The organism is Xanthomonas sp. GW, assembly GCF_014236815.1.
GTDB lineage: Bacteria > Pseudomonadota > Gammaproteobacteria > Xanthomonadales > Xanthomonadaceae > Xanthomonas_A.
Genome location: NZ_CP051189.1, coordinates 484,822 through 504,743, shown reverse-complemented (window position 1 = coordinate 504,743; position 19,922 = coordinate 484,822). Strand labels below are relative to the sequence as shown.

At 69.9% G+C, this 19,922-nt stretch carries 16 protein-coding genes; 11 read left to right on the top strand and 5 right to left on the bottom strand.

Annotation, left to right across the window (positions count from 1 at the left end):
• Positions 1 to 249 precede the first annotated feature (249 nt).
• Positions 250 to 2,139, top strand: a complete 1,890-nt coding sequence (gene mnmG, locus HEP73_RS02230) for a tRNA uridine-5-carboxymethylaminomethyl(34) synthesis enzyme MnmG (RefSeq protein WP_185821957.1) — start codon at positions 250 to 252, stop codon at positions 2,137 to 2,139.
• Between the two features lie 48 nt (positions 2,140 to 2,187).
• Positions 2,188 to 3,006, top strand: coding sequence for a nucleotidyltransferase domain-containing protein (locus HEP73_RS02225; RefSeq protein ID WP_185821956.1), 819 nt, complete (start codon positions 2,188 to 2,190; stop codon positions 3,004 to 3,006).
• Positions 3,007 to 3,123: 117 nt separating this feature from the next.
• Here the strand turns inward: HEP73_RS02225 and HEP73_RS02220 are convergent, their stop codons facing one another.
• The 4 genes from HEP73_RS02220 to HEP73_RS02205 all read right to left on the bottom strand — a co-directional run bounded on the left by HEP73_RS02220 (position 3,124) and on the right by HEP73_RS02205 (position 10,347).
• A complete protein-coding gene (locus tag HEP73_RS02220) occupies positions 3,124 to 4,551 on the bottom strand; it encodes an efflux transporter outer membrane subunit (RefSeq protein WP_185821955.1) in 1,428 nt (475 codons plus the stop codon).
• Complete coding sequence (locus HEP73_RS02215) at positions 4,548 to 7,676, bottom strand: efflux RND transporter permease subunit (RefSeq protein ID WP_185821954.1); 3,129 nt, start codon at positions 7,674 to 7,676, stop codon at positions 4,548 to 4,550. The genes HEP73_RS02220 and HEP73_RS02215 overlap by 4 nt, the downstream gene beginning before the upstream one ends.
• Before the next feature lie 9 nt (positions 7,677 to 7,685).
• Positions 7,686 to 8,807 carry an efflux RND transporter periplasmic adaptor subunit gene (locus tag HEP73_RS02210; protein WP_255423641.1) on the bottom strand — a complete coding sequence of 374 codons (1,122 nt, stop codon included), beginning with the start codon at positions 8,805 to 8,807 and terminating at the stop codon, positions 7,686 to 7,688.
• Between the two features lie 682 nt (positions 8,808 to 9,489).
• Positions 9,490 to 10,347 (bottom strand): PA4780 family RIO1-like protein kinase, encoded by an 858-nt coding sequence (locus HEP73_RS02205; protein ID WP_185821952.1) that lies wholly within the window; start codon positions 10,345 to 10,347, stop codon positions 9,490 to 9,492.
• Between the two features lie 54 nt (positions 10,348 to 10,401).
• On the opposite strand from HEP73_RS02205, the gene HEP73_RS02200 reads away from it, so the two are divergent.
• Both HEP73_RS02200 and HEP73_RS02195 read left to right on the top strand, forming a co-directional pair.
• Positions 10,402 to 10,611 (top strand): hypothetical protein, encoded by a 210-nt coding sequence (locus tag HEP73_RS02200; RefSeq protein ID WP_185823559.1) that lies wholly within the window; start codon positions 10,402 to 10,404, stop codon positions 10,609 to 10,611.
• Between the two features lie 585 nt (positions 10,612 to 11,196).
• On the top strand, positions 11,197 to 11,748 hold the full coding sequence (locus HEP73_RS02195) for a gamma carbonic anhydrase family protein (protein WP_185821951.1): 552 nt from the start codon (positions 11,197 to 11,199) through the stop codon (positions 11,746 to 11,748).
• A 17-nt stretch (positions 11,749 to 11,765) separates the two neighbouring features.
• On the opposite strand, the gene HEP73_RS02190 is transcribed toward HEP73_RS02195, so the two are convergent.
• A complete protein-coding gene (locus HEP73_RS02190) occupies positions 11,766 to 12,239 on the bottom strand; it encodes an Lrp/AsnC family transcriptional regulator (RefSeq protein WP_185821950.1) in 474 nt (157 codons plus the stop codon).
• Between the two features lie 125 nt (positions 12,240 to 12,364).
• Here HEP73_RS02190 and HEP73_RS02185 point away from each other — a divergent pair, with 125 nt between their 5' ends.
• The 7 genes from HEP73_RS02185 (at position 12,365) to HEP73_RS02155 (ending at position 19,756) form a co-directional block, all read left to right on the top strand.
• Positions 12,365 to 12,925 carry an RBBP9/YdeN family alpha/beta hydrolase gene (locus HEP73_RS02185; protein WP_185821949.1) on the top strand — a complete coding sequence of 187 codons (561 nt, stop codon included), beginning with the start codon at positions 12,365 to 12,367 and terminating at the stop codon, positions 12,923 to 12,925.
• 91 nt (positions 12,926 to 13,016) lie between these two features.
• A complete protein-coding gene (locus tag HEP73_RS02180; RefSeq protein ID WP_185821948.1) occupies positions 13,017 to 13,967 on the top strand; it encodes a DUF2167 domain-containing protein in 951 nt (316 codons plus the stop codon).
• A 232-nt stretch (positions 13,968 to 14,199) separates the two neighbouring features.
• On the top strand, positions 14,200 to 14,877 hold the full coding sequence (locus HEP73_RS02175) for an RDD family protein (protein ID WP_185821947.1): 678 nt from the start codon (positions 14,200 to 14,202) through the stop codon (positions 14,875 to 14,877).
• Complete coding sequence (locus HEP73_RS02170; protein WP_185821946.1) at positions 14,874 to 15,899, top strand: stage II sporulation protein M; 1,026 nt, start codon at positions 14,874 to 14,876, stop codon at positions 15,897 to 15,899. The genes HEP73_RS02175 and HEP73_RS02170 overlap by 4 nt, the downstream gene beginning before the upstream one ends.
• On the top strand, positions 15,889 to 17,574 hold the full coding sequence (locus tag HEP73_RS02165; RefSeq protein ID WP_185821945.1) for a DUF4129 domain-containing protein: 1,686 nt from the start codon (positions 15,889 to 15,891) through the stop codon (positions 17,572 to 17,574). Before HEP73_RS02170 ends, HEP73_RS02165 begins: the two co-directional genes overlap by 11 nt.
• Entirely contained in the window at positions 17,571 to 18,767 is a 1,197-nt protein-coding gene (locus tag HEP73_RS02160) for a DUF4350 domain-containing protein (RefSeq protein ID WP_185821944.1), read from the top strand. Before HEP73_RS02165 ends, HEP73_RS02160 begins: the two co-directional genes overlap by 4 nt.
• The gene (locus tag HEP73_RS02155) at positions 18,764 to 19,756 is read left to right on the top strand and encodes an AAA family ATPase (RefSeq protein ID WP_185821943.1); all 993 of its coding nucleotides are present in this window, start codon (positions 18,764 to 18,766) and stop codon (positions 19,754 to 19,756) included. The genes HEP73_RS02160 and HEP73_RS02155 overlap by 4 nt, the downstream gene beginning before the upstream one ends.
• The last annotated feature ends 166 nt before the right edge of the window (positions 19,757 to 19,922 follow it).

Here is a 19,922-nt window from a genome sequence, read left to right as displayed (position 1 = left end):
CCGGCAGTCCCCCGACTACCGGCCCCCAGCTCCCCCAACGTGCGCGTGACTGGCCCCTGTTCCAATTCCAGTCGTACGCCCCTGACGCAATGCCACGTTGGGTGCAGTAGGGATATCTGCAGATGGCGTGCCAACTTTAGGGGCGAATCCGTAAACTGTGATGAGAACTCCAAAATTTCCGTTTTCCGGCGTGCGCCACCCCGCGAACGCCCCCATCCCGGTCCCAGCGACCGGGCGGACGAGTACCCGATGAGCGATTCCTTCTACCGCTACGACGTCATCGTGATCGGCGGCGGCCACGCCGGCACCGAGGCCGCGCTGGCGGCCGCGCGCGCCGGCGCGCGCACCCTGCTGCTGACCCACAACGTGGAGACGGTGGGCGCGATGAGCTGCAACCCGGCCATCGGCGGCATCGGCAAGGGCCATCTGGTCAAGGAAATCGATGCGCTGGGCGGGGCGATGGCGCATGCCGCCGACCTGGCCGGCATCCAGTGGCGCACGCTCAACGCGTCCAAGGGTCCGGCGGTGCGCGCCACCCGCTGCCAGGCCGACCGCAACCTGTACCGCGGCGCGATCCGGCGCCTGGTCGAGACCCAGCCGAACCTGACCCTGTTCCAGGCCGCGGTCGACGCGCTGATCGTGGAAGGCGAGCGCGTGCGCGGCGCCATCACCCAGACCGGCCTGCGCTTCGAGGCGGCGGCGGTGGTGCTGACCGCCGGCACCTTCCTGGCCGGCAAGATCCACATCGGCCAGACCCAATACGCCGGCGGCCGCGCCGGCGACCCGCCGGCCACCGCGCTGGCGCAGACGCTGCGCGACGGCCGCTTCGGCGTGGACCGGCTCAAGACCGGCACCCCGCCGCGCATCGACGGGCGCAGCCTGGACTACGCGGCGATGGAAGAGCAGCCCGGCGACGATCCGCTGCCGGTGATGTCGTTCATGGGCGGACTCGCCCAGCATCCGCGCCAGGTCTCGTGCTGGATCACCCATACCACCGAGCGCACCCACGACATCATCCGCGGCGCGCTGGACCGCTCGCCGCTGTACACCGGCCAGATCGAGGGCATCGGCCCGCGCTACTGCCCGTCGATCGAGGACAAGGTGGTGCGCTTCGCCGAGAAGGCCAGCCACCAGATCTTCGTCGAACCCGAAGGCCTGGACGTGGCCGAGATCTATCCCAACGGCATCTCCACCTCGCTGCCGTTCGACGTGCAGCTGGAGCTGGTGCGTTCGATCCGCGGCTTCGAGCGCGCCCACATCACCCGCCCCGGCTACGCGATCGAATACGACTTCTTCGACCCGCGCGGGCTGAAGGCCTCGCTGGAGACCAAGGCGATGCCCGGGCTGTTCTTCGCCGGCCAGATCAACGGCACCACCGGCTACGAGGAAGCCGCCGCGCAGGGCCTGATCGCCGGACTCAACGCCGCGCGCCAGGTGCGCGGGCTGGAGCCGTGGTCGCCACGCCGCGACCAGGCCTACATCGGCGTGCTGATCGACGACCTGATCACCCACGGCACCACCGAGCCGTACCGCATGTTCACCAGCCGCGCCGAATACCGGCTGCAGCTGCGCGAGGACAACGCCGACGCGCGCCTGACCGGCATCGGCCACGATCTGGGCCTGGTCGGCGAGGCGCGCTGGGCGCGCTTCCAGGCCAAGCAGGAGGCGGTGGCGCGGGAGAACGAACGGCTGCGCGCGCTGTGGGCCACGCCGGGCAATGCGCTGGGCCGCGAGCTTGCCGCGACGCTGGGGGTGGCGGTGAGCCGCGAGACCACCGTGCTCGACCTGATCAAGCGCCCGGAGCTGAACTACGCCGCGTTGATGCGGGTGCCGTCGCTGGGCCCGGGCGTGGACGACGCGCAGGTCGCCGAGCAGGTCGAGATCGGCATCAAGTACGCCGGCTATCTTGATCGCCAGCGCGACGAGATCGCGCGCCAGCAGCGCCACGAGGACACGCCGATTCCCGAGGCGTTCGACTACGCGCAGGTTCGCGGGCTGTCGGCCGAAGTGCAGCAGAAGCTGCAGCGCGTGCGCCCACAGAGCGTGGGCCAGGCGCAGCGCATTCCCGGCATGACCCCGGCGGCGATCTCGCTGCTGCTGGTGCACCTGGAGCGCGCGCGGCGCAGCCGGGTGGCGTAAGCGGCGGCTGCGCGGCATCCTGTCCCGCCGCTACAAGGACGACAGGCCATGGAGATCCACCCGCTCGCGCCGGACAAGCGCGTCGCCGTGCTGGACGCGCTCGGCGACATCGAACGCAGCCACGATGTGCGCATCCTGCTGGCCTGCGAGTCCGGCAGCCGCGGCTGGGGATTTTCCTCGCCCGACAGCGACTACGACGCGCGCTTCGTCTATATGCATCGGCCGGAGTGGTATCTGACCGTCAACGAACGCACCGGGCCGGGCGAGCCGCAGCGCGACGTGATCGAACTGCCGATCGCCGACGACCTGGACGTCAGCGGCTGGGACCTGCGCAAGGCGCTGCGTCTGGTGTCCAAGTCCAATCCAACGCTGCTGGAATGGCTGCAGTCGCCGCTGGTCTACCGCCAGGATCCCACCGCCGTCTCCGGACTGCTGCAGATGGCGCACGCGTTCTACTCGCCGCTGGGCACCTGGTGGCATTACTTCAACATGGCCAAGAGCAACTACCGCGGTTATATGCGCGGCGAACGCATCCGCACCAAGAAATACCTGTACGTGCTGCGCCCGGTGCTGGCCTGCCAGTGGATCGAACGCGAGCAGGGGATGCCGCCGATGGCGTTCGAGCTGCTGCTGGAGGCGCTGCTGCCGTCGGGACCGCTGCGTGAGGCGATCGATGCCTTGCTGGAGAAGAAACGCGCCGCCGCGGAAATCGAGGACGGTCCGCGGGTCCCGGCGATCAGCGACTTCCTGGACGCCGAACTTGCGCGCATGGGCGCCGCCGCGCCGCGCTTAGCCGCCGGCAGCGGCGATCCGCGGGCGCTGGATGCGCTGTTCCGCCAACTGATCCGTACCGATGCCTCCGCTTAGCATCATGTGCATCGCGCATGCCCCTGTAGGAGCGGCTTCAGCCGCGACAGGCGTTACCGGTAATGCCTGTCGCGGCTGAAGCCGCTCCTACAGGAGGCAACAGCCCGAGCGATGCGTTCACCGCCCCGCCGCCGTGGCATCCGCGCCGCCGCCCAGCGCGGTGTACAGCGCGACCCGGTTGCTGTCGTCCTGCAGGCGCAAGGCGATCAGATCCTGCTGCGCGGCGTACAGCGAGCGTTGCGCGTCAAGCACCTGCAGGTAGTCGTCCACGCCGGCGCGGTAGCGCGCTTCGGCCAGCATATGGCTGCGCCGCACCGCGTCCACCAGCGCGCGTTGCGCGCTAAGCTGCGCGGCGAGGTGATCGCGCTGCGCCAGCGCATCGGCGACATCGCTGAAGGCGCTCTGGATAGCCTTCTCGTATTGCGCCACGGCGATGTTCTTGCCGATCTTGGAGACGTCCAGCGAGGCCTTCAGCGCGCCGGCGTGAAAGATCGGCAACGCGATGCTGGGCACGAACGACCAGGTCCGCGAACCCGCCGCGAACAGCGTGGAAAGGGCATCGCTGCTGCGCCCGGTGGAGGCGGTCAGCGAGACGGTCGGGAAGAACGCCGCGCGCGCGGCTCCGATGTCGGCATTGGCCGCCTTCAGCGCATGCTCGGCGGCGAGCACGTCGGGACGCTGCAGCAGCACCGTGGCATCCAGTCCCGCCGGCACCGGCGCCAGGGCCACGCTGCCGTCGAACGCATCGGGCCCGGCGAGCAACGCGGCGTCCACCGGCGCGCCGACCACCAGTTGCAGCGCGTCGCGCGCCTGGGCGAGCTGGGTGGCATCGCGCGCCACATCGACGCGGGCCGCTTCCACGCTGCTCTGGATCTGCGCCAGGTCCAGCCCGGAGCCGATGCCGTTGTCGTGCTGGGCGCGGCTGCGCTTGAGCGTCTGCTCCTGGCTGTCCAGGGTCTGCTGCGCCAGCGCCAGCAGCTGCTGGTCGGCGCCGACCGCGAGCCAGTCGTCGGCGATCTGGCCAATCAGGCTCAGGCGCACGCTGCGTTGCGTTTCGGCGCTGGCCAGCCAGGTTTCCATGGCTTCGTCCTTCAGGCTGCGCACGCGACCGAACAGGTCCAGTTCCCAGCTGCTGATGCCGACCTGCAGCGCGTCGCTGCTGCCGATCTGCGCCTGCCCGGTGTCGCTGGCGCTGGCGCTGGTCCGCTGGCGGCTGCTGCTGGCATTGGCATCCAGCGACGGCGCCAGCGCGGCGCGCTGGATCCGGTACTGCGCGCGCGCCTTGTCGATGTCCAGCATGGCCACGCGCAGGTCGCGGTTGTTGTCCAGGCCCAGGGCGATGACCTGGCGCAGGCGCGGATCGAGGAACACCTCGCGCCAGTCCGGCATCGCCAGCGCGGCGCCGGCCGCAGGCGGGGCGCTGCCCGCCGTGTCGAACTGCAGCGGCACCGGCGGCGCCGGGCGCGCGTAGTGCGGGGCCATGCTGCACGCGGCCAGCGCCGCGCAGCAGGCCACGGCCAGCAAGCGTAACGACCGGGCGTTCATGGCGTGGCCTCCAGCGGCGGATGCTTGCTGCCGGGGAACACGCTGCGCACGATGACGTAGAACAGGGGCACGAAGAACAGACCCAGGGTGATCGAGGCCAGGGTGCCGCCGGTGACGCCGGTGCCCAGCGAGTGGCGCGCCGCCGAGCCGGCGCCATGACTGAACACCAGCGGCAGCACGCCGAGCAGGAACGCCAGCGAGGTCATCAGGATCGGCCGCAGGCGCATCTGCACCGCGTGCAAGGTGGCGGCCAGCAGGGGTTCGCCGCGGCGCTCCAGCTCACGCGCGAATTCCACGATCAGGATGCCGTTCTTGGCCGCCAGGCCGACCGTGGTCAGCAGGCCGACCTGAAAATACACGTCGTTCTGCAGGCCGCGCACGGTCATCAACAGCGCCGCACCGAACACGCCCACCGGCACCGCCAGCATCACCGCGAACGGGATCGTCCAGCTTTCGTACAGCGCCACCAGGCACAGGAACACGAACAGCAACGAGATCGCGTACAGCGCCGGCGCCTGGTTGGCCGACAGCTTCTCCTGGTAGGCCATGTCCGACCACGCATAGCCGAAGCCATGCGGCAGCTGCTTGCTCAGTTCGGCCATGGCGTCCATCGCCGCGCCGGAGCTGACCCCGGCCACCGCCTGGCCGGTGAGTTCCATCGCCGACACGCCGTTGTAGCGCTCCAGCGCGGCCGGCGCGCTGGTCCAGTGCGAGGTGGTGAAGGCGGACATCGGCACCATGTCGCCGCTGGCGTTGCGCACCGTCCAGCGCTGCAGATCCTGCGGCGCCATGCGCGCCTCGGCATCGCCCTGCACGAACACCTTCTTGATCCGGCCCTTGTAGATGAAGTTGTTGACGAAGTCGCCGCCGAGCGCGCTGTTGAGCGTGGCGTTGATGTCGCCCGGGTCCACGCCCTGCGCCTGGGCCTTGTCGTCGTCGATCTTGACCGCGTAGACCGGCGCGTCCTCCAGGCTGGCGTAGCGCACGTCGCGCAGCTTGGGATCGTGCCTGGCCAGGCGCAGCAGCTTGTCGCGCGCGTTCACCAAGGCGGCATGGCCGGCGCCTTCGTAGTCCATCAGTTCGAAGGTGAAGCCGGAGGCGTCGCCGAGGCCGCTGATGGCCGGCGGCGAGGTCACGAACAGCTCCGCGTCGGGCACGTCGGCCAAGGTCTGGTTGAGATGCGCGGCGATGGTGTCGGCGTCGTCTTCGCGGTCGTCCCAGTCCTTGAGGCGGACGAAGGCCATGCCGACGTTCTGGCCGGCGCCGGTCACGCTGAAGCCGGCCGAGGACAGCACCGAACGCACGCCCGGCTCGTGCAGCGCGGCCTTGGTCAAGCGGTCGGTCACCGCCAGGGTCTGCTCCAGGGTGGAACCGGCCGGCAGCTTGACCAGCACGTTGAGCATGCCCTCGTCCTCGTCGGGCAGGAACGCGCCGGGCAGGCGCCACAACAGCACGCCGGTGACGACCAGCAGCAGCGCGTAGGCGAGCAGGCTCAGCGCGCGCCGGCCCAGCACCCGCTCGACCAGCGCGCGGTAGCGCTCGGACAGCTGGCCGAAGCGCGTGTTGAACCAGACGAAGAACCGGCCGAGGCGGCCGTGCGAGCCGATCGGCGCCTCGCCCTGGTGCAGCGGCTTGAGGATGGTCACGCACAGCGCCGGGGTCAGGGTCATCGCCACCAGCACCGACAGGATCATCGAGGCGGCGATGGTGATCGAGAACTGCCGATAGATGACCCCGGTGACGCCGTTGAAGAAGGCCATCGGCACGAACACCGCGGTCAGCACCAGCACGATGCCGACCAGCGCGCCGCCGATCTGCTGCATCGAGCGCAGCGTCGCCTCCTTCGGCGGCAGCCCTTCCTGGCTCATGACCCGCTCCACGTTCTCCACCACTACGATGGCGTCGTCCACCAGCAGGCCGATCGCCAGCACCATCGCGAACATGGTCAGGGTGTTGATCGAGTAGCCGAACGCGGCCAGCACGCCGAAGGTGCCCATCAGCACCACCGGCACGGCGATGGTCGGGACCAGCGTGGCGCGCCAGTTCTGCAGGAACAGGTACATCACCGCCACCACCAGCAGCACCGCTTCGATCAGGGTGATGACCACTTCCTTGATCGAGGTGGTCACGAACGGCGTGGTGCTGAAGGCGATGTGGTAGCTGTAGCCGTGCGGCCAGTACTGCTTGAGCTCCTGCAGGCGCGCATCGATCGCCCTGGAGGTTTCCACCGCATTGGCGTCGGCGTTCAGCTCGATGCCGAGCGAGGCCGAGGGCTTGCCGTTGAAGCGGGTGATGCTGTCGTAGGTTTCCGGGCCCAGGCCGATCCTGGCCACATCGGACAGGTGCACCGCCGCGCCGCCGGGCCCGCTCTTGAGCACGATCGCGCCGAACTGCGCCGGCGTGTGCAGGCGGCTGCGCGTGGTCACGGTGGCATCCAGGCGTTGCCCGCGCGGCGCCGGCTGGCCGCCGATTTCGCCGGCCGACACGTCGGTGTTCTGCGCCTGCAGCGCGTTCTCCACGTCCGAGGGCATCAGCGCGTACTTGCGCAGTTTCTCCGGATCCAGCCAGATGCGCATGGCGTACTCCGAGCCCATCGGCTGGATGTTGCCCACGCCGCTGACCCGGCTGATCTGGTCGTCGATGTTCGATTCCATGTAATTGGCGACATCGAAGTTGTCCATGCTGCCGTCGTCGGAGGTGAACGCCACTACCTCGAACAGCGAGCCGCTGGACTTGGTGATGACCAGGCCGTTCTGCTGCACCGCCTGCGGCAGTACCGACATCACCGACTGCAACTGGTTCTGCACCTGCACCTGCGCGGTGTCGGCGTTGGTGCCAGTCTCGAACACCAGGTTGACCTGCGCGGTACCGTCCGAGGCGCTGGTCGAGGTCATGTACAGCAGGTGGTCCAGGCTCTGCTGCGACTGCTCGATCAGCTGGGTGACGGTGTTCTCCACGGTCTGCGCCGAGGCGCCGGTATAGGCTGCGCGCACGGTGATGGTCGGCGGCGCCATCTGCGGATAGCGCTCGATCGGCAGCGCGTGGATGGCCAGCATGCCGACCAGGACGACGACGATGGCCATGACCCAGGCCACGACCGGGTGGTTGACGAAGAAACGCGACATGGCAGCTCCTCAGTCGGCCTGGGCGTCGCCCGGCACCGCAGGCGCGGCCTCGAGCTGCGCGGCACTGACCGCATACGGCACGACCGGCTTGCCGATCTCGGCGCGGCTGCCGTTGACCACGATCAGCCGCTCGCCCGGCTTGAGTCCGGCTTCCACCACCCACTCGTGGCCGACCATGTCGCCGGTGCGGATCCGCCGCTCCACCACCCGGTTGTGCGCGTCGAGCAACTTCACCAGCGGCTCGCCCTTGCTGTCGCGGGTCACCGCCTGTTGCGGCACCAGGATCGCGCTCGGATCGCTGGCCAACGGCAGCAGCGCGCGCAGGTACATGCCGGGCAGCAGCAGGTGCTGCGGATTGGGCACGACCACGCGCAGGGTGACCCCGCCGGTGCCGGGATCGACCGAGCTGCCGACGAACTCCAGCGTGCCCGGATGCGGATAGAAGCGGCCGTCCTCCAGGCGTATCCGCACCGCGATCTTGCCGTCGGCGGCCTTGATCTGGCCGGCATCGAGGCGCTCGCGCAAGGCCAGCATCTGCGTGCTGGACTGGCTCACGTCCAGGTAGATCGGGTCCAGCCGCTGGATCCTGGTCAGCGCCGCATCCTGCTGCGCGGTCACCAGCGCGCCGGCGGTATAGGCCGAGCTGCCGATGGTGCCGGAGATCGGCGCCGTCACCCGGGTGTAGCCGAGATTGATGCGCGCCGCCTGCAACGACGCCTGCGCCGCCACCACGTTGGCTTCGGCTTCCTGCAAGGCGGCCTGCGCGTCGTCGGCATCCTGTTTGCTGGCCGCGTCCTGCTCGACCAGGGTGCGGTAGCGCGCGGCCTTGGGACGCGCCGCGACCACCGCGGCCTGGGCCTGCGCGAGCTGCCCGCGCGCCGTGTCGTAGGCGGCCTGGTACGGCGCAGGATCGATCCGGTACAGCACCTGCCCAGACTGGACTTCCTGGCCCTCGGTGAACAGCCGTTGCCGCAGCAGACCGTTGACCTGCGGCCGCACGTCGGAGACTTCGTAGGCCACGGTGCGCCCGGGCAGCGACTGCTCCACCGGCAAGCTGTGCGGGGTCAGCGCGAGCGTGCCGACCTTGATCGGCGGCGGCGGTTGCGCAGTGGACGAACACCCCGTCGCCATCGTCAGAAACAAAATGGATCCACAGAAAATCAAACAACGAGGCGCGGCGAAGGCGTCGAACATGAGCGTCGAAATCGAGGGGGTGGGAGATCGAAGCGCGCAACGCTACACGAAATGTATTCCCGCTTTATACCCGCACGAAAACGGCAGTCAGCTGCCACTTCAATTTTTCTGCGCGCGCAGAAAGACTGGAGAAAGATTGATCTTTTCGGCGATACGTTGGTATCGCATCGCATACGAAAATTGCGCTGTGCGCTGCGCTCGCGAACAGCTACAGAGCGCATGCCGGCGTCGTGTCGTGTTGTGGTCAAGGGGGTCCGTTGTCAGCCGCGCTCATGCCGCGTCGGGACTGAAACTCCTCCCACACTGCACCCGGCGAGTTGGCCGCAAGCCCCTGTAGGAGCGGCTTCAGCCGCGACCAACGAAGCAGCGGAGTCGCCGCACTTGGGAAGCGCCAAGGCCGAAGTCGCTCCTGTCGATCACGATCAGCAATATGAGGCGAAAAGCGCGCTAACCAACCGCACCGCTTGCAACGCCAGCCGTACCATCCATCTGCCCGAGATGGCGCGCATGGCCATCGCCATCGGCCGCTGCGCCGCGCAGCGCGCAGTGGCGAGCGGCGCGCTTCGGCGAGAACACGTTTTCTGCAGCGCGCCCTGTCACGGCACACCGCCGCGTGCGCTCAGTCCTCGTCCGCCGCGGCCTCGCGACCCTGCTGGCGGATGATCGCTTCCTGCCGCGCGTCCTCGATCGAATCGCGCACCGCGCGCACATCGGCGCGGTGGGTGTCGAACACGAAGCGGCCAGTGAGCGCGCTGTCCGGGCGCAGTTCGCCCTTCTCGTACAGCGCCCACATTTCTTCGCCGTAGTGGGTTTCGTTGAGCTCGGGGGCGAAGCGGCCGAGGCAATCGCGCAGGTTGTGCACGTCGCGCAGCAGCATGTCGCGCGCGGCGTTGTTGCCGGCGGCGCTGACCACCTGCGGGAAGTCGATCACCACCGGGCCCTCGGCGGCGACCAGCACGTTGTATTCGGACAGGTCGCCGTGGACCAAGCCCAGGCACAGCATCTTCACCACGTCGCCGATCAATTGCATGTGGAACGCGCGCGCCTGCTCCGGCTCCAGCTCCACTTCGCCCAGCCGTGGCGCGCTCTGCCCGTCGGCATCGGTGACCAGGTCCATCAGCAGCACGCCGTGGAAGTAGCCGCGCGGCTGCGGCACGTGCACGCCGGCGTCCACCAGCTGGTACAGGGTGTTGGCCTCGGTGTCCTTCCACGCGGCTTCCTGCTCGCGGCGGCCGAACTTGGTCGCCTTGCCCATCGCCCGCGCCTGGCGGCTGCCGCGCACCTTGCGGCCCTCCTGGTACTGCACGCGCGCCTGGAAGCTGCGCTGCGCCATGTCCTTGTAGACCTTGGCGCACAGCACCTCGGCGCCGGCCTGGACCACGTACACGGCGGCCTCCTTGCCACTCTTGAGCGGGCGCAGCACGCTGTCGATGACGCCGTCCTCGATCAGCGGCTGCAGGCCCTGGGGGGTTTTCATCGGACGCGGGGGACCTTGAAGGGGAAAACCGGATTATGACCCAACCTTGCGTGCATGCCGGGCGACAACTGCGGCATGGGCGGCCGCCAGCGGAGTAAAGTGGCAGCCGCGATCGCCGCCACGGCGGCCGCAGCCGGCAATCCACAGTGCAATCGTCCAGAGGGTGTCATGAGCAAGGGCATGGATCAGAAAAAGAGCGACAAGAAGCAGCCGACCAAGACGCTGAAGGAAAAGCGCGCGGCCAAGAAGGAAAAGAAGAAGTAGCAAACGCCTCCGGCGAGCTCGCGCGACGGGCTCGCCGGACTGCGACCGCAGAGGCGGCGCGCGGCATCCCGGCCCGGCCCGACGGCGATGCGTCAGCCTGGCATCCGCTGCGCTCCCGGCACGTGGGCAACCGTGCTGCGCCTACGCCCACGACGATTCGCCCCTCCTTCACCAGCCCGACCCGCGCGCAGACGCCGCGGTCCGCGCATGCCTCGCGAAGCGCAACCTCCCCGTGCTGTCCATGTCAGGCGATGCCGTCGTTCGCCGGTCGCTGCGCCGTGCCTGGCGCATCCCGGTCGGCAGCCTCTGCGAATGCAGATGTCTCGGCCCAGGGCCGCGGGCTACGCAGGGGGTGCGCCTGCTGCGGGTGCTGGCCGGCGGCACCCTGCTGGTCATGGGCCTGCGCCTGGCGGCCGCAATTGCCCAGGGCCGCACGGATCTTCCCGATCCACCGCGCCAGCGGCCGCGCCATTGCGGGCATCCCCCCGCCCCCCAGCCATGTGCCAGAAGCGCTTCGCGGCCAGGCGCTATCATCGACAGGCGCGCCGTAGCCCGGTGCCTGTCCCCCCTCCACCGGAGAATGCCGTGAACCCGATCCGCCCGTTCCTGGACAAGACGCCGCAGCTCGGCGCACGCGTCTACGTGGACCCGGCCTGCACGCTCATCGGCGACGTGGCGCTGGACGAGGACGTGTCGGTCTGGCCGGGCACGGTGATCCGCGGCGACGTCAACCACGTGCGCATCGGCGCGCGCAGCAACATCCAGGACGGCAGCATCATCCACGTCAGCCACCACAGCCCGTTCAACACCGCCGGCTATCCGACCCTGATCGGCGCCGACGTGACCGTGGGCCACGGCTGCATCATCCACGCCTGCACCATCGAGGACCTGTGCCTGATCGGCATGGGCGCGTGCATCCTCGACGGCGCCACGGTGAAGAAATACGGCTTCGTCGGCGCCGGCGCGGTGGTCGGGCCGGGCAAGACGGTCGGCGAGCGCGAACTGTGGCTGGGCAATCCGGCGCGGCTGGCACGCACGCTCAGCGACAAGGAGGTCGAAAGCCTGCACTACTCCGCGCAGCACTACGTGCGCTTGAAGGATCGCTATCTGGAGGCGGCCGCGGCGTCGCCGCAGTAAGCCGCAAGGCGTCGCGGCTACTGCGCCGCCAGCTCCAGCAGCGCGCGGCCGATCGGCCGCGGCGCCTCGCTGCGCAACACCACGCTGGTGGTCACCGCACCGAACCGTGCCAACGCATCGATGATCGGTTCCAGCTGCGCCGGCGCGGGCACCAGCACGCGCAGCACGAAGCAGTCCTCGCCGGTGACCCGATGCACTTCCAGTACCTGCGGCATCTGCGCGAACTGCTCCAGGCACGCGCCGATCTGCGCATGCGTGGTGCGCAGGCGGACGATGGCCGCCGTCGCCAGGCCCACCACCCGCGGATCGACCCTGGCCGCGTAACCGGTGATCACGCCCTGCTCCTCGAGCCGGCGCACGCGCTCGGACATCGCCGGCTGCGACAGGCCGATGCGCCGCCCCAGCTCCGCCAACGCGATGCGCCCGTCGCACTGCAACGTTTCCAGAATCGCGTGATCCAGGGCATCGCCCTGCCAGGGTTTCGCTGCCACGCTGCTCGTCCTCTCGTCATGCACCTTGGATTCATCGGCAAAACGCCGCCGGCGGCGATGAATCGCCATGGCACGGCGACGCGCGCATCGCGACACTGGCCGCTCTCTCGAACGGAGCGTAGCGCATGCAAGCGGTGGTGATCGTGCCGGGCATCGGCAACTCGGGACCGGGGCATTGGCAAACCCTTTGGCAACGGCGCGACCCGCGCATGCGGCGGCTGCAGCCGGACTCCTTCGCGCAACCGCAGCTGCGCGATTGGCTGCGCGCGCTCGACCGCTGCGTGCAGCAATCCGCCACACCGCCGCTGCTGGTCGCGCACAGCCTGGGTTGCCTGCTGGTCGCGCATTGGGCCGCGCGCGCCGAGCGGTTGCCGCGCGGCGCCTTCCTGGTCGCGGTGCCCGATCCGGACAGCGCCGCGTTTCCGCAGGCCGAGGCCACCAGCTTCGTTCCCGTACCGGCGGCGCCGCTGCCGTTTCCCAGCCTGATCGTGGCCGGCAGCGACGATCCGTACGCCGCGCTGTCCTACAGCCGCCGTCGCGCATCCGAGTGGGGCAGCGGACTCATCGAACTCGACCGCGTGGGGCATCTCAATGCGGCCAGCGGCCTGGGCGCGTGGCCGGGCGGCGCACAGCTGCTGGCCGCGTTCGACGCCGGCATCGGCCGCGCGCCCGCCGCGCCCGTCTGACCGCCGCCACGCCGCGGGCGACTGGCGCGGCGTAGCGCTTTGCGCGACACTGCGCGCCTCTGGCGTGGGGACGCCACCGAATGGATTCGCGATGACCAAGACACTTCCGTTGCGCGGCCTGCTGGCCGCTTTCCTGCTTGCGCTGGGCGCCACTGCCGGATCGGCCGTGGCCGAAGAAGAGCATGCTCAGGAAGAGCACGCTCAAGAAGAGCATGGCCAGGACGGCATGACCGCCGAGCAGTTCGTCGCCTCGCTGCATTTCCAGGATGGGCACATCGAAGTGCCGCAGGCCAAGGTGCATTTCGAGCTGAACCACGACTTCCGCTATCTCGGCAAGGACGATGCGCGGCAGGTGCTGGAAACGTACTGGGGCAACCCGCCGGACGACACCGTGCTGGGCCTGATCGTGCCGCGCCAGCCGGCGCTGAACGAGCAGGGCAGCTGGGCGGTGGTGGTCACCTATGCCGACGACGGCTACGTGTCCGACGAGGACGCCAGCAAGATCGACTACCAGGACATGCTCGCGGACATGCAGAAGGAAACCCGCGAGGAGAACACCCAGCGCAAGGAAGCCGGCTACGAGAGCGTGGACCTGGTCGGCTGGGCGGTGCCGCCGCGCTACGACGCCGCGAGCAAGAAGCTGTACTGGGCGCGCGAACTGGCGTTCCAGGGCAACGACGGCCACACCCTCAACTACGACATCCGCGTGCTCGGCCGCCACGGCTACCTGAGCCTCAACGCGATCGCCGGCATGGACGCGTTGCCGCAGGTGCGCACCGGCATGCAGCAGTTGCTGCCGATGGCCGAATTCGACAGCGGCGCGCGCTACGCCGACCACAACCCATCCGCCGACAAGATCGCCAGCTACGGCCTGGCCACGCTGATCGGCGGCGGCCTGGCGGCCAAGGCCGGCCTGTTCGCCAAGCTCGGCCTGATCCTGGCCAAGGCCTGGAAGCTGGTGGCGCTGGGGCTGATGGCGCTGGCCGGCGGGATCGGCAAGCTGTTCTCCGGGCGCAAGCGCGACGGCGGCACGGTGCGTTGAGCGGCCTGCGCGGCACGCTTGCCGCGCCGTCGTCGTCATCGCGTGAGGACCTTCCGGCGCCGGCAACGGCGTGCGGCTGGGCAATTGGCGCCGCGCCGGCTAAAGTCGCGGTTCGGAGCAGGACGCAGTCGAGATCACGCATGCCGCCACAGGCAGCCGGCCGGACGGAAGGACGGCCTCCCTACATCGCAGGCACGCATGCGCGCCACGCCGCACTCCGGCGGTGAGCGGCATGCTCGATACCTACCGTGAAGTGATCACGCCCGAAGGCGTGCCGTTGCACCTGCCGGCCGCCGGCGCGGTGCCGCGGGCGCTGGCCTGGCTGATCGACCTGGCGGTGCGCTTCGGCGTGCTGACCCTGATGGGCCTGCTGCTCGGCGCGCTCGGCGGCTTCGGCCAGGGCCTGTACCTGGTGGCGATGTTCCTGGTGTTCTGGGCCTATCCGATCGTGCTCGAAGGCTGGTTCGGGCAGACCCTGGGCAAGAAGGCGCTCGGCCTGCGCGTGGTCTCGCGCGACGGCGCGCCGGCCGGCTGGATGGCGGCGATCACCCGCAACCTGTTGCGCACCGTGGACATGCTGCCGTTCGGCTATGCCGTCGGCCTGATCGCCTGCCTGTTCGACGTGCATGCGCGGCGCCTGGGCGACATGGTCGCCGGCACCCTGGTGATCCACCAGCCGCCGCGCCACGAGACCGGACTGCCGCCGATCGCCAGCGCGGCGGCGCCGCCGCTGGCGTTGCTGCCGGCCGAGCAGGCGGCGTTGATCGCCTTCGCCGAGCGCGCGCCGCGGCTGGCGCCGGCGCGGCAGCTGGAACTGGCCACGCTGGCGCTGCCGTTGACGCAGACGCCCGGCCAGGCCGGCGTGCTGCGGCTGTATGCGATGGCCAACTGGCTGTTGGGGCGGCGATGAGGCAAGAGCAGTTCATCGCCCGCCATCAGCGCGAGTGGGAGGCCTTCGAGACCTGGCTGCACACGCGCGGACGCAAGCGCCCCGCCAGCGCGGACGCGAGCGCGCCCGACAGCGCCGCGGACGCATGGCGCCTGGCCGACGAAGACATGCCGGCCCGCTACCGGCGGCTCTGCCAGCAGCTGGCGCTGGCGCGCAAGCGCGGCTACAGCCCGCTGGTCACCGCGCGCCTGCAGCAGTTGATGCAGCAGGGCCACACCGCGCTGTACCGGCCGCCGCGGCCGCGCTGGCGGCGCGCGGCCGAGTTCCTGTTCGCCGATTTCCCGCAGCTGGTGCGCAGCCAGGCCGGCTGCATGGCCGCGGCCACCGCGCTGTTCGTCGTGCCGCTGGTCACCATCTTCGTGCTGCTGCAGTACCGGCCGGAACTGATCCACGGGCTGATGGATCCGATGCAGGTCGCGCAGATGGAACGGATGTACGACCCGGCCAGCGCCGCGCACAAGCTCGGCCGCGACAGCGGCGACGACTGGCAGATGTTCGGCACCTACATCATGAACAACATCAGCATCGGCCTGCGCACCTTCGCCAGCGGCCTGCTGGCCGGGCTCGGCACGGTGCTGGTGCTGCTGTTCAACGGCGTCACCATCGGCGCGGTGGCCGGGCATCTGCACCAGATCGGGTACGGCGTGACGTTCTGGCGCTTCGTCGCCGGGCATGCGCCGTTCGAACTGACCGCGATCGTGATCGCCGGCGGCGCGGGCCTGCAACTGGGCCTGAAGCTGCTGGCGCCGGGCCGGCGCCGGCGTATCGACGCACTGGTCGAAGGCGGCACGATCGGCGCCAAGCTGTGCCTGGGCGTGGCGTTCATGCTGCTGGTCGCCGCCTTCATCGAGGCGTTCTGGTCCTCGATCGGCTCGCTGCCGGCGGCGGTGAAGTACGGCGTGTCCGGCCTGCTGTGGACGCTGGTGCTGGTGTGGCTGTGGCGCGGCGGACGCGGCATGGCGGAGGCCGGCGATGCGGATTGAACGCCTGGACGTGGTGCTGCGCGCACGCTCGGCCTGGGAGGCGATGGAGCTGGGCAGCGCGCTGGTGCGCCGCCATGCCGGCGCGATCTGGAAACCGTGGCTGCTGTTCACCCTGCCGCTGTTCGCGCTGCTCAATCTCGGCGCCTGGGCGATCGACCAGCTCTGGCTGGCCAGCCTGGCGCTGTGGTGGCTGAAACCGGTGCTGGACCGGATCCCGCTGTTCGTGATCTCGCGCGGCGTGTTCGGCGACGTGCCCAGCGTGCGCGACACGCTGCGCGCGCAGCTGCGCTGGGGCTGGCGCCCGATGTTCGGCTACCTGACCTGGCGCCGGCTGAGCCCGGCGCGCACGGTGTTCCTGCCGCTGGAATTGCTCGAAGGGGCCAGCGCCGAACAGCAGCGGCAGCGCCGCCGCACCCTGGGCGGCGCGGTGTACGGGCATGCGCTGCTGCTGGCCAGCGTGTGCTGGCATTTCGAGGCGATGCTGCTGCTGGCCTGCATCGCCGCGATCGCGATGTTCGTGCCGGTGGACCTGCTGCCGGAAACCGCGCGCGCGGCGTGGGCGCTGATCGGCGATGAGAACCCGGTGTGGGCCGACGTCGGCCTGAATGCCTTCGGCTGGTTGGCGACGACGCTGATCGAACCGTTCTTCGTCGGCGCCGGCTTCGGCCTGTACCTGAACCGCCGCACCGAGATCGAAGCCTGGGACGTGGAAATGGCGCTGCGCCGGCTGCGCGATCGGCTGGGCGGCGCCGCACCGCTGCTGCTGGCGCTGGTCCTGCTCGGCGTCCCGGGCGCCGCGCTGCGCGCGCAAAGCGCAGCACCAGGCAGCGAAAGCCCGGTCGCGGCCGATCCGCATGCGCTGTCCCCCGCTCCGGCGACGGAAGCGCCGCACGACGCCGCCAACGCCGCGGACGACGGCACCGCGATGGGCGATCCGCACAAGGCTCAGGACGATGACGATGACGAAGACGCTGCCGAGCCGGCCGCGCTCGACGACATCTTCAATACCGTCCCCGCCGCCGACGCGCGCTTCGACCGCGCCGCCGACCGCGCCTACGAAGATCCGCTGCTGTCGGGCAAGCGCAGCATCGGCTACTGGAAGAAGCGCGACCGCAACGACGACGACGAGAAGAAGCCCGATCCGGACAAGCTCGATCCGCGCTTCGGCAAGGGCTTGCTGGCGAGCGTGGCGGCGGTATTCGCGTTCGTCGGCGAATGGGGCATGTGGCTGCTGGCCGGCCTGCTGGTGTTGGTCCTGCTGCTGACCGCCAAGCACTGGCTGCCGTGGATGCGCGGCAGCGTGCACAAGCGTGCCCCGGTCGAGACGCCGGTGGCGCATGCGCCGGTGCTGAGCGCCGAGCCGCTGCCGGACGACGTCGCCACCATCGCGCGTCGCTTGTGGCGCGAAGGCCAGCAACGCAACGCGCTGGCGCTGCTGTACCGCGCCAGCGTGCAGACCGTCTGCGAACGCGCCAACCTGGTGCTGCCGCCGGGCGCCACCGAAGCGCAATGCCTGCGCGCCTCCAGGCGCATGCCGGACGAAGCCGACCGCAGCCTGTTCGTACGCATGGTGCGCACCTGGCAATACGCCGCCTACGCCGCGCGCCTGCCCGACGACGACGCCTTCGCCGGCCTGCTCGACGAACTGCAGCAACAGTACCGGTGGCGCGCATGAACAGCGGCACCCGCAATGCGCTGATCTTCCTGCTCGGGCTGCTGGTGACCAGCGTGCTGGCGGCCTGGTTCCTGGGCCGCTACGAACGCGCCGAACGCGAACTGGCGCTGCCGCCGCGCGGCGAAGCCGCGTACAACCCCCTGTATGCGTTGCGCCAGACCCTGCGCGCCGACGGCGTGCGCGCCGAATCGCGGCAGCGCCTGGACCTGGCGGCGATGCGCCTGCAGCCGCACGACAGCGTGCTGCTGTTCGGCGACCCGCGCGCGCTGAGCAAGCCCGACAGCGATGCGCTGCTGACCTGGGTCGAGCGCGGCGGCCACCTGATCCTGCGCACGCCTGCGGCCGACGAGGACGACGACACGGCCAAGCTGCCGATCTTCGATGCGCTGGATGTCGCGCTGGAGGACGGCAAGCCGGACCACTGCCTGAAACTGGCCATTCCCGGACAGCCCGAGCACAGCGAGTTCTGCAATGGCCGGCGTTTCCAGATCGACGAGGATGCGGCGAGCAACCTATGGGGCAGCGACGCGGACTACGCCTACGCGCGCCTGCCGTACGGCGATGGCACCGTGGACCTGCTGGCGGAAATGGATTTCCTGCAGAACGAGGATTCCAAAATGCGCAGCGCCTTCAATGAAAAAGGGTCGCCGCTGGTGGACTCGCCGTTTTTCCGCCAGGGCGGCCTGCGCGACGTGCCGAATCGCCTCCTGGCGCGGCAGATCCTGGCGCCCAACTACGGCGACGGCACCATCTACCTGATCTACTCCGCCGAACTGCCGTCGCTGTGGCGCACGCTGTTCACCCGCGGCTGGCCGGCCTGGCTGCCGGCGCTGCTGATGCTGCTGGCCTGGCTGTGGTCGCGCACGCAGCGCTTCGGTCCGCTGCGCGCCTCGCCGGCCGGCGACCGCCGCTCGCTGCTGGAACACGTGCGCGCCAGCGGCGAGCACCTGTTCCGCTACGGCAAGTCCGCGCTGCTGTACGCGGCGATGCGCCAGGCGTTCCTGACCCGGCTGCGGCGCCGCGCGCCGCTCGCCGCGGCGCTGCAGGGTCCCGCCCAGGCCGCGGCCATCGCCGAACGCCTGAACCTGTCGCCGGCGCAGGTCGAACAGGCGCTGCAGGCGCCAGCGCCCAAACACCACGCCGCCTTCCGCGATCGCATTCGCCTCCTCGTCCAGATGAGAAACCAGTTATGACCACCGCCCCCGCCGAATCCGTCGCCCCCCTCACCGGCTCCGCCCTGATCGAACGCGTCGAGGCGATCCGCGACGCGGTCGGCCAGGCCTTCATCGGCCAGCCGGAGGTGCTCGAGCAGATCCTGATCGCGCTGCTGGCCGGCGGCCACGTGCTGATCGAAGGCGTGCCCGGGCTGGGCAAGACCCTGCTGGTGCGCGCGCTGGCGCAGGCGCTGGAACTGAACTACGCGCGCGTGCAGTTCACTCCCGACCTGATGCCCAGCGACGTCAGCGGCCACGCCGTGTACGACCCCAAGACCGAGAGCTTCAAGATCCGCCGCGGCCCGGTGTTCACCCACCTGCTGTTGGCCGACGAGATCAACCGCGCCCCGGCCAAGACCCAGTCGGCGCTGCTGGAAGTGATGCAGGAAGGCCAGGTCACCATCGAGGGCAAAGCGTTTCCGCTGGCGCCGCCGTTCCTGGCCCTGGCCACGCAGAACCCGGTCGAACAGGAAGGCACCTATCCGCTGCCCGAAGCGCAGCTGGACCGTTTCCTGCTGAAGATCTTGATCGACTATCCGCAGCTCGAAGACGAAAAGCGCATGGTGGAAGCGGTCACCACCGGGCGCAGCGCCGGCGACTTCGACCTGTCGCAGGTGCCGCGCGTGCTCAGCGCCGACGACGTGGTGGCGATGCAGTTGGGCACCGCCGCGATCGTGGTGGACCCGCAGGTGATCGACTACGCGGTGCGCATCGTCGCCGCCACCCGCAGCTGGCCGGGCATCGCGCTCGGCGCCGGCCCGCGCGGCAGCATCGCGCTGATCCGCGCCGCGCGCGCGCAGGCGGTGCTGTCCGGCCGCGACTTCGTCACCCCCGACGACATCCGCGACATCGCCAAGCCGGCGCTGCGCCACCGCATCGCGTTGGCCCCGGAACTGCAGATCGAAGGCCAGAGCGCCGACGACGCGCTGGGCGCGCTGCTGGCGAAGGTGGAGGCGCCGCGGAAATGAGCCGGGAGTCGGGATTGGGGATTGGGGATTCGCAAAAGCGCGAGCTTGCGACGATGCCGGCATGCCCCGATCGCAGCGCGGCCGCGCTCGACATGCGCTGCGGCAATGCCGCACCGCACGCAGCGCTGTTGCGAATCCCCAATCCCGAATCCCCAATCCCGGCCAC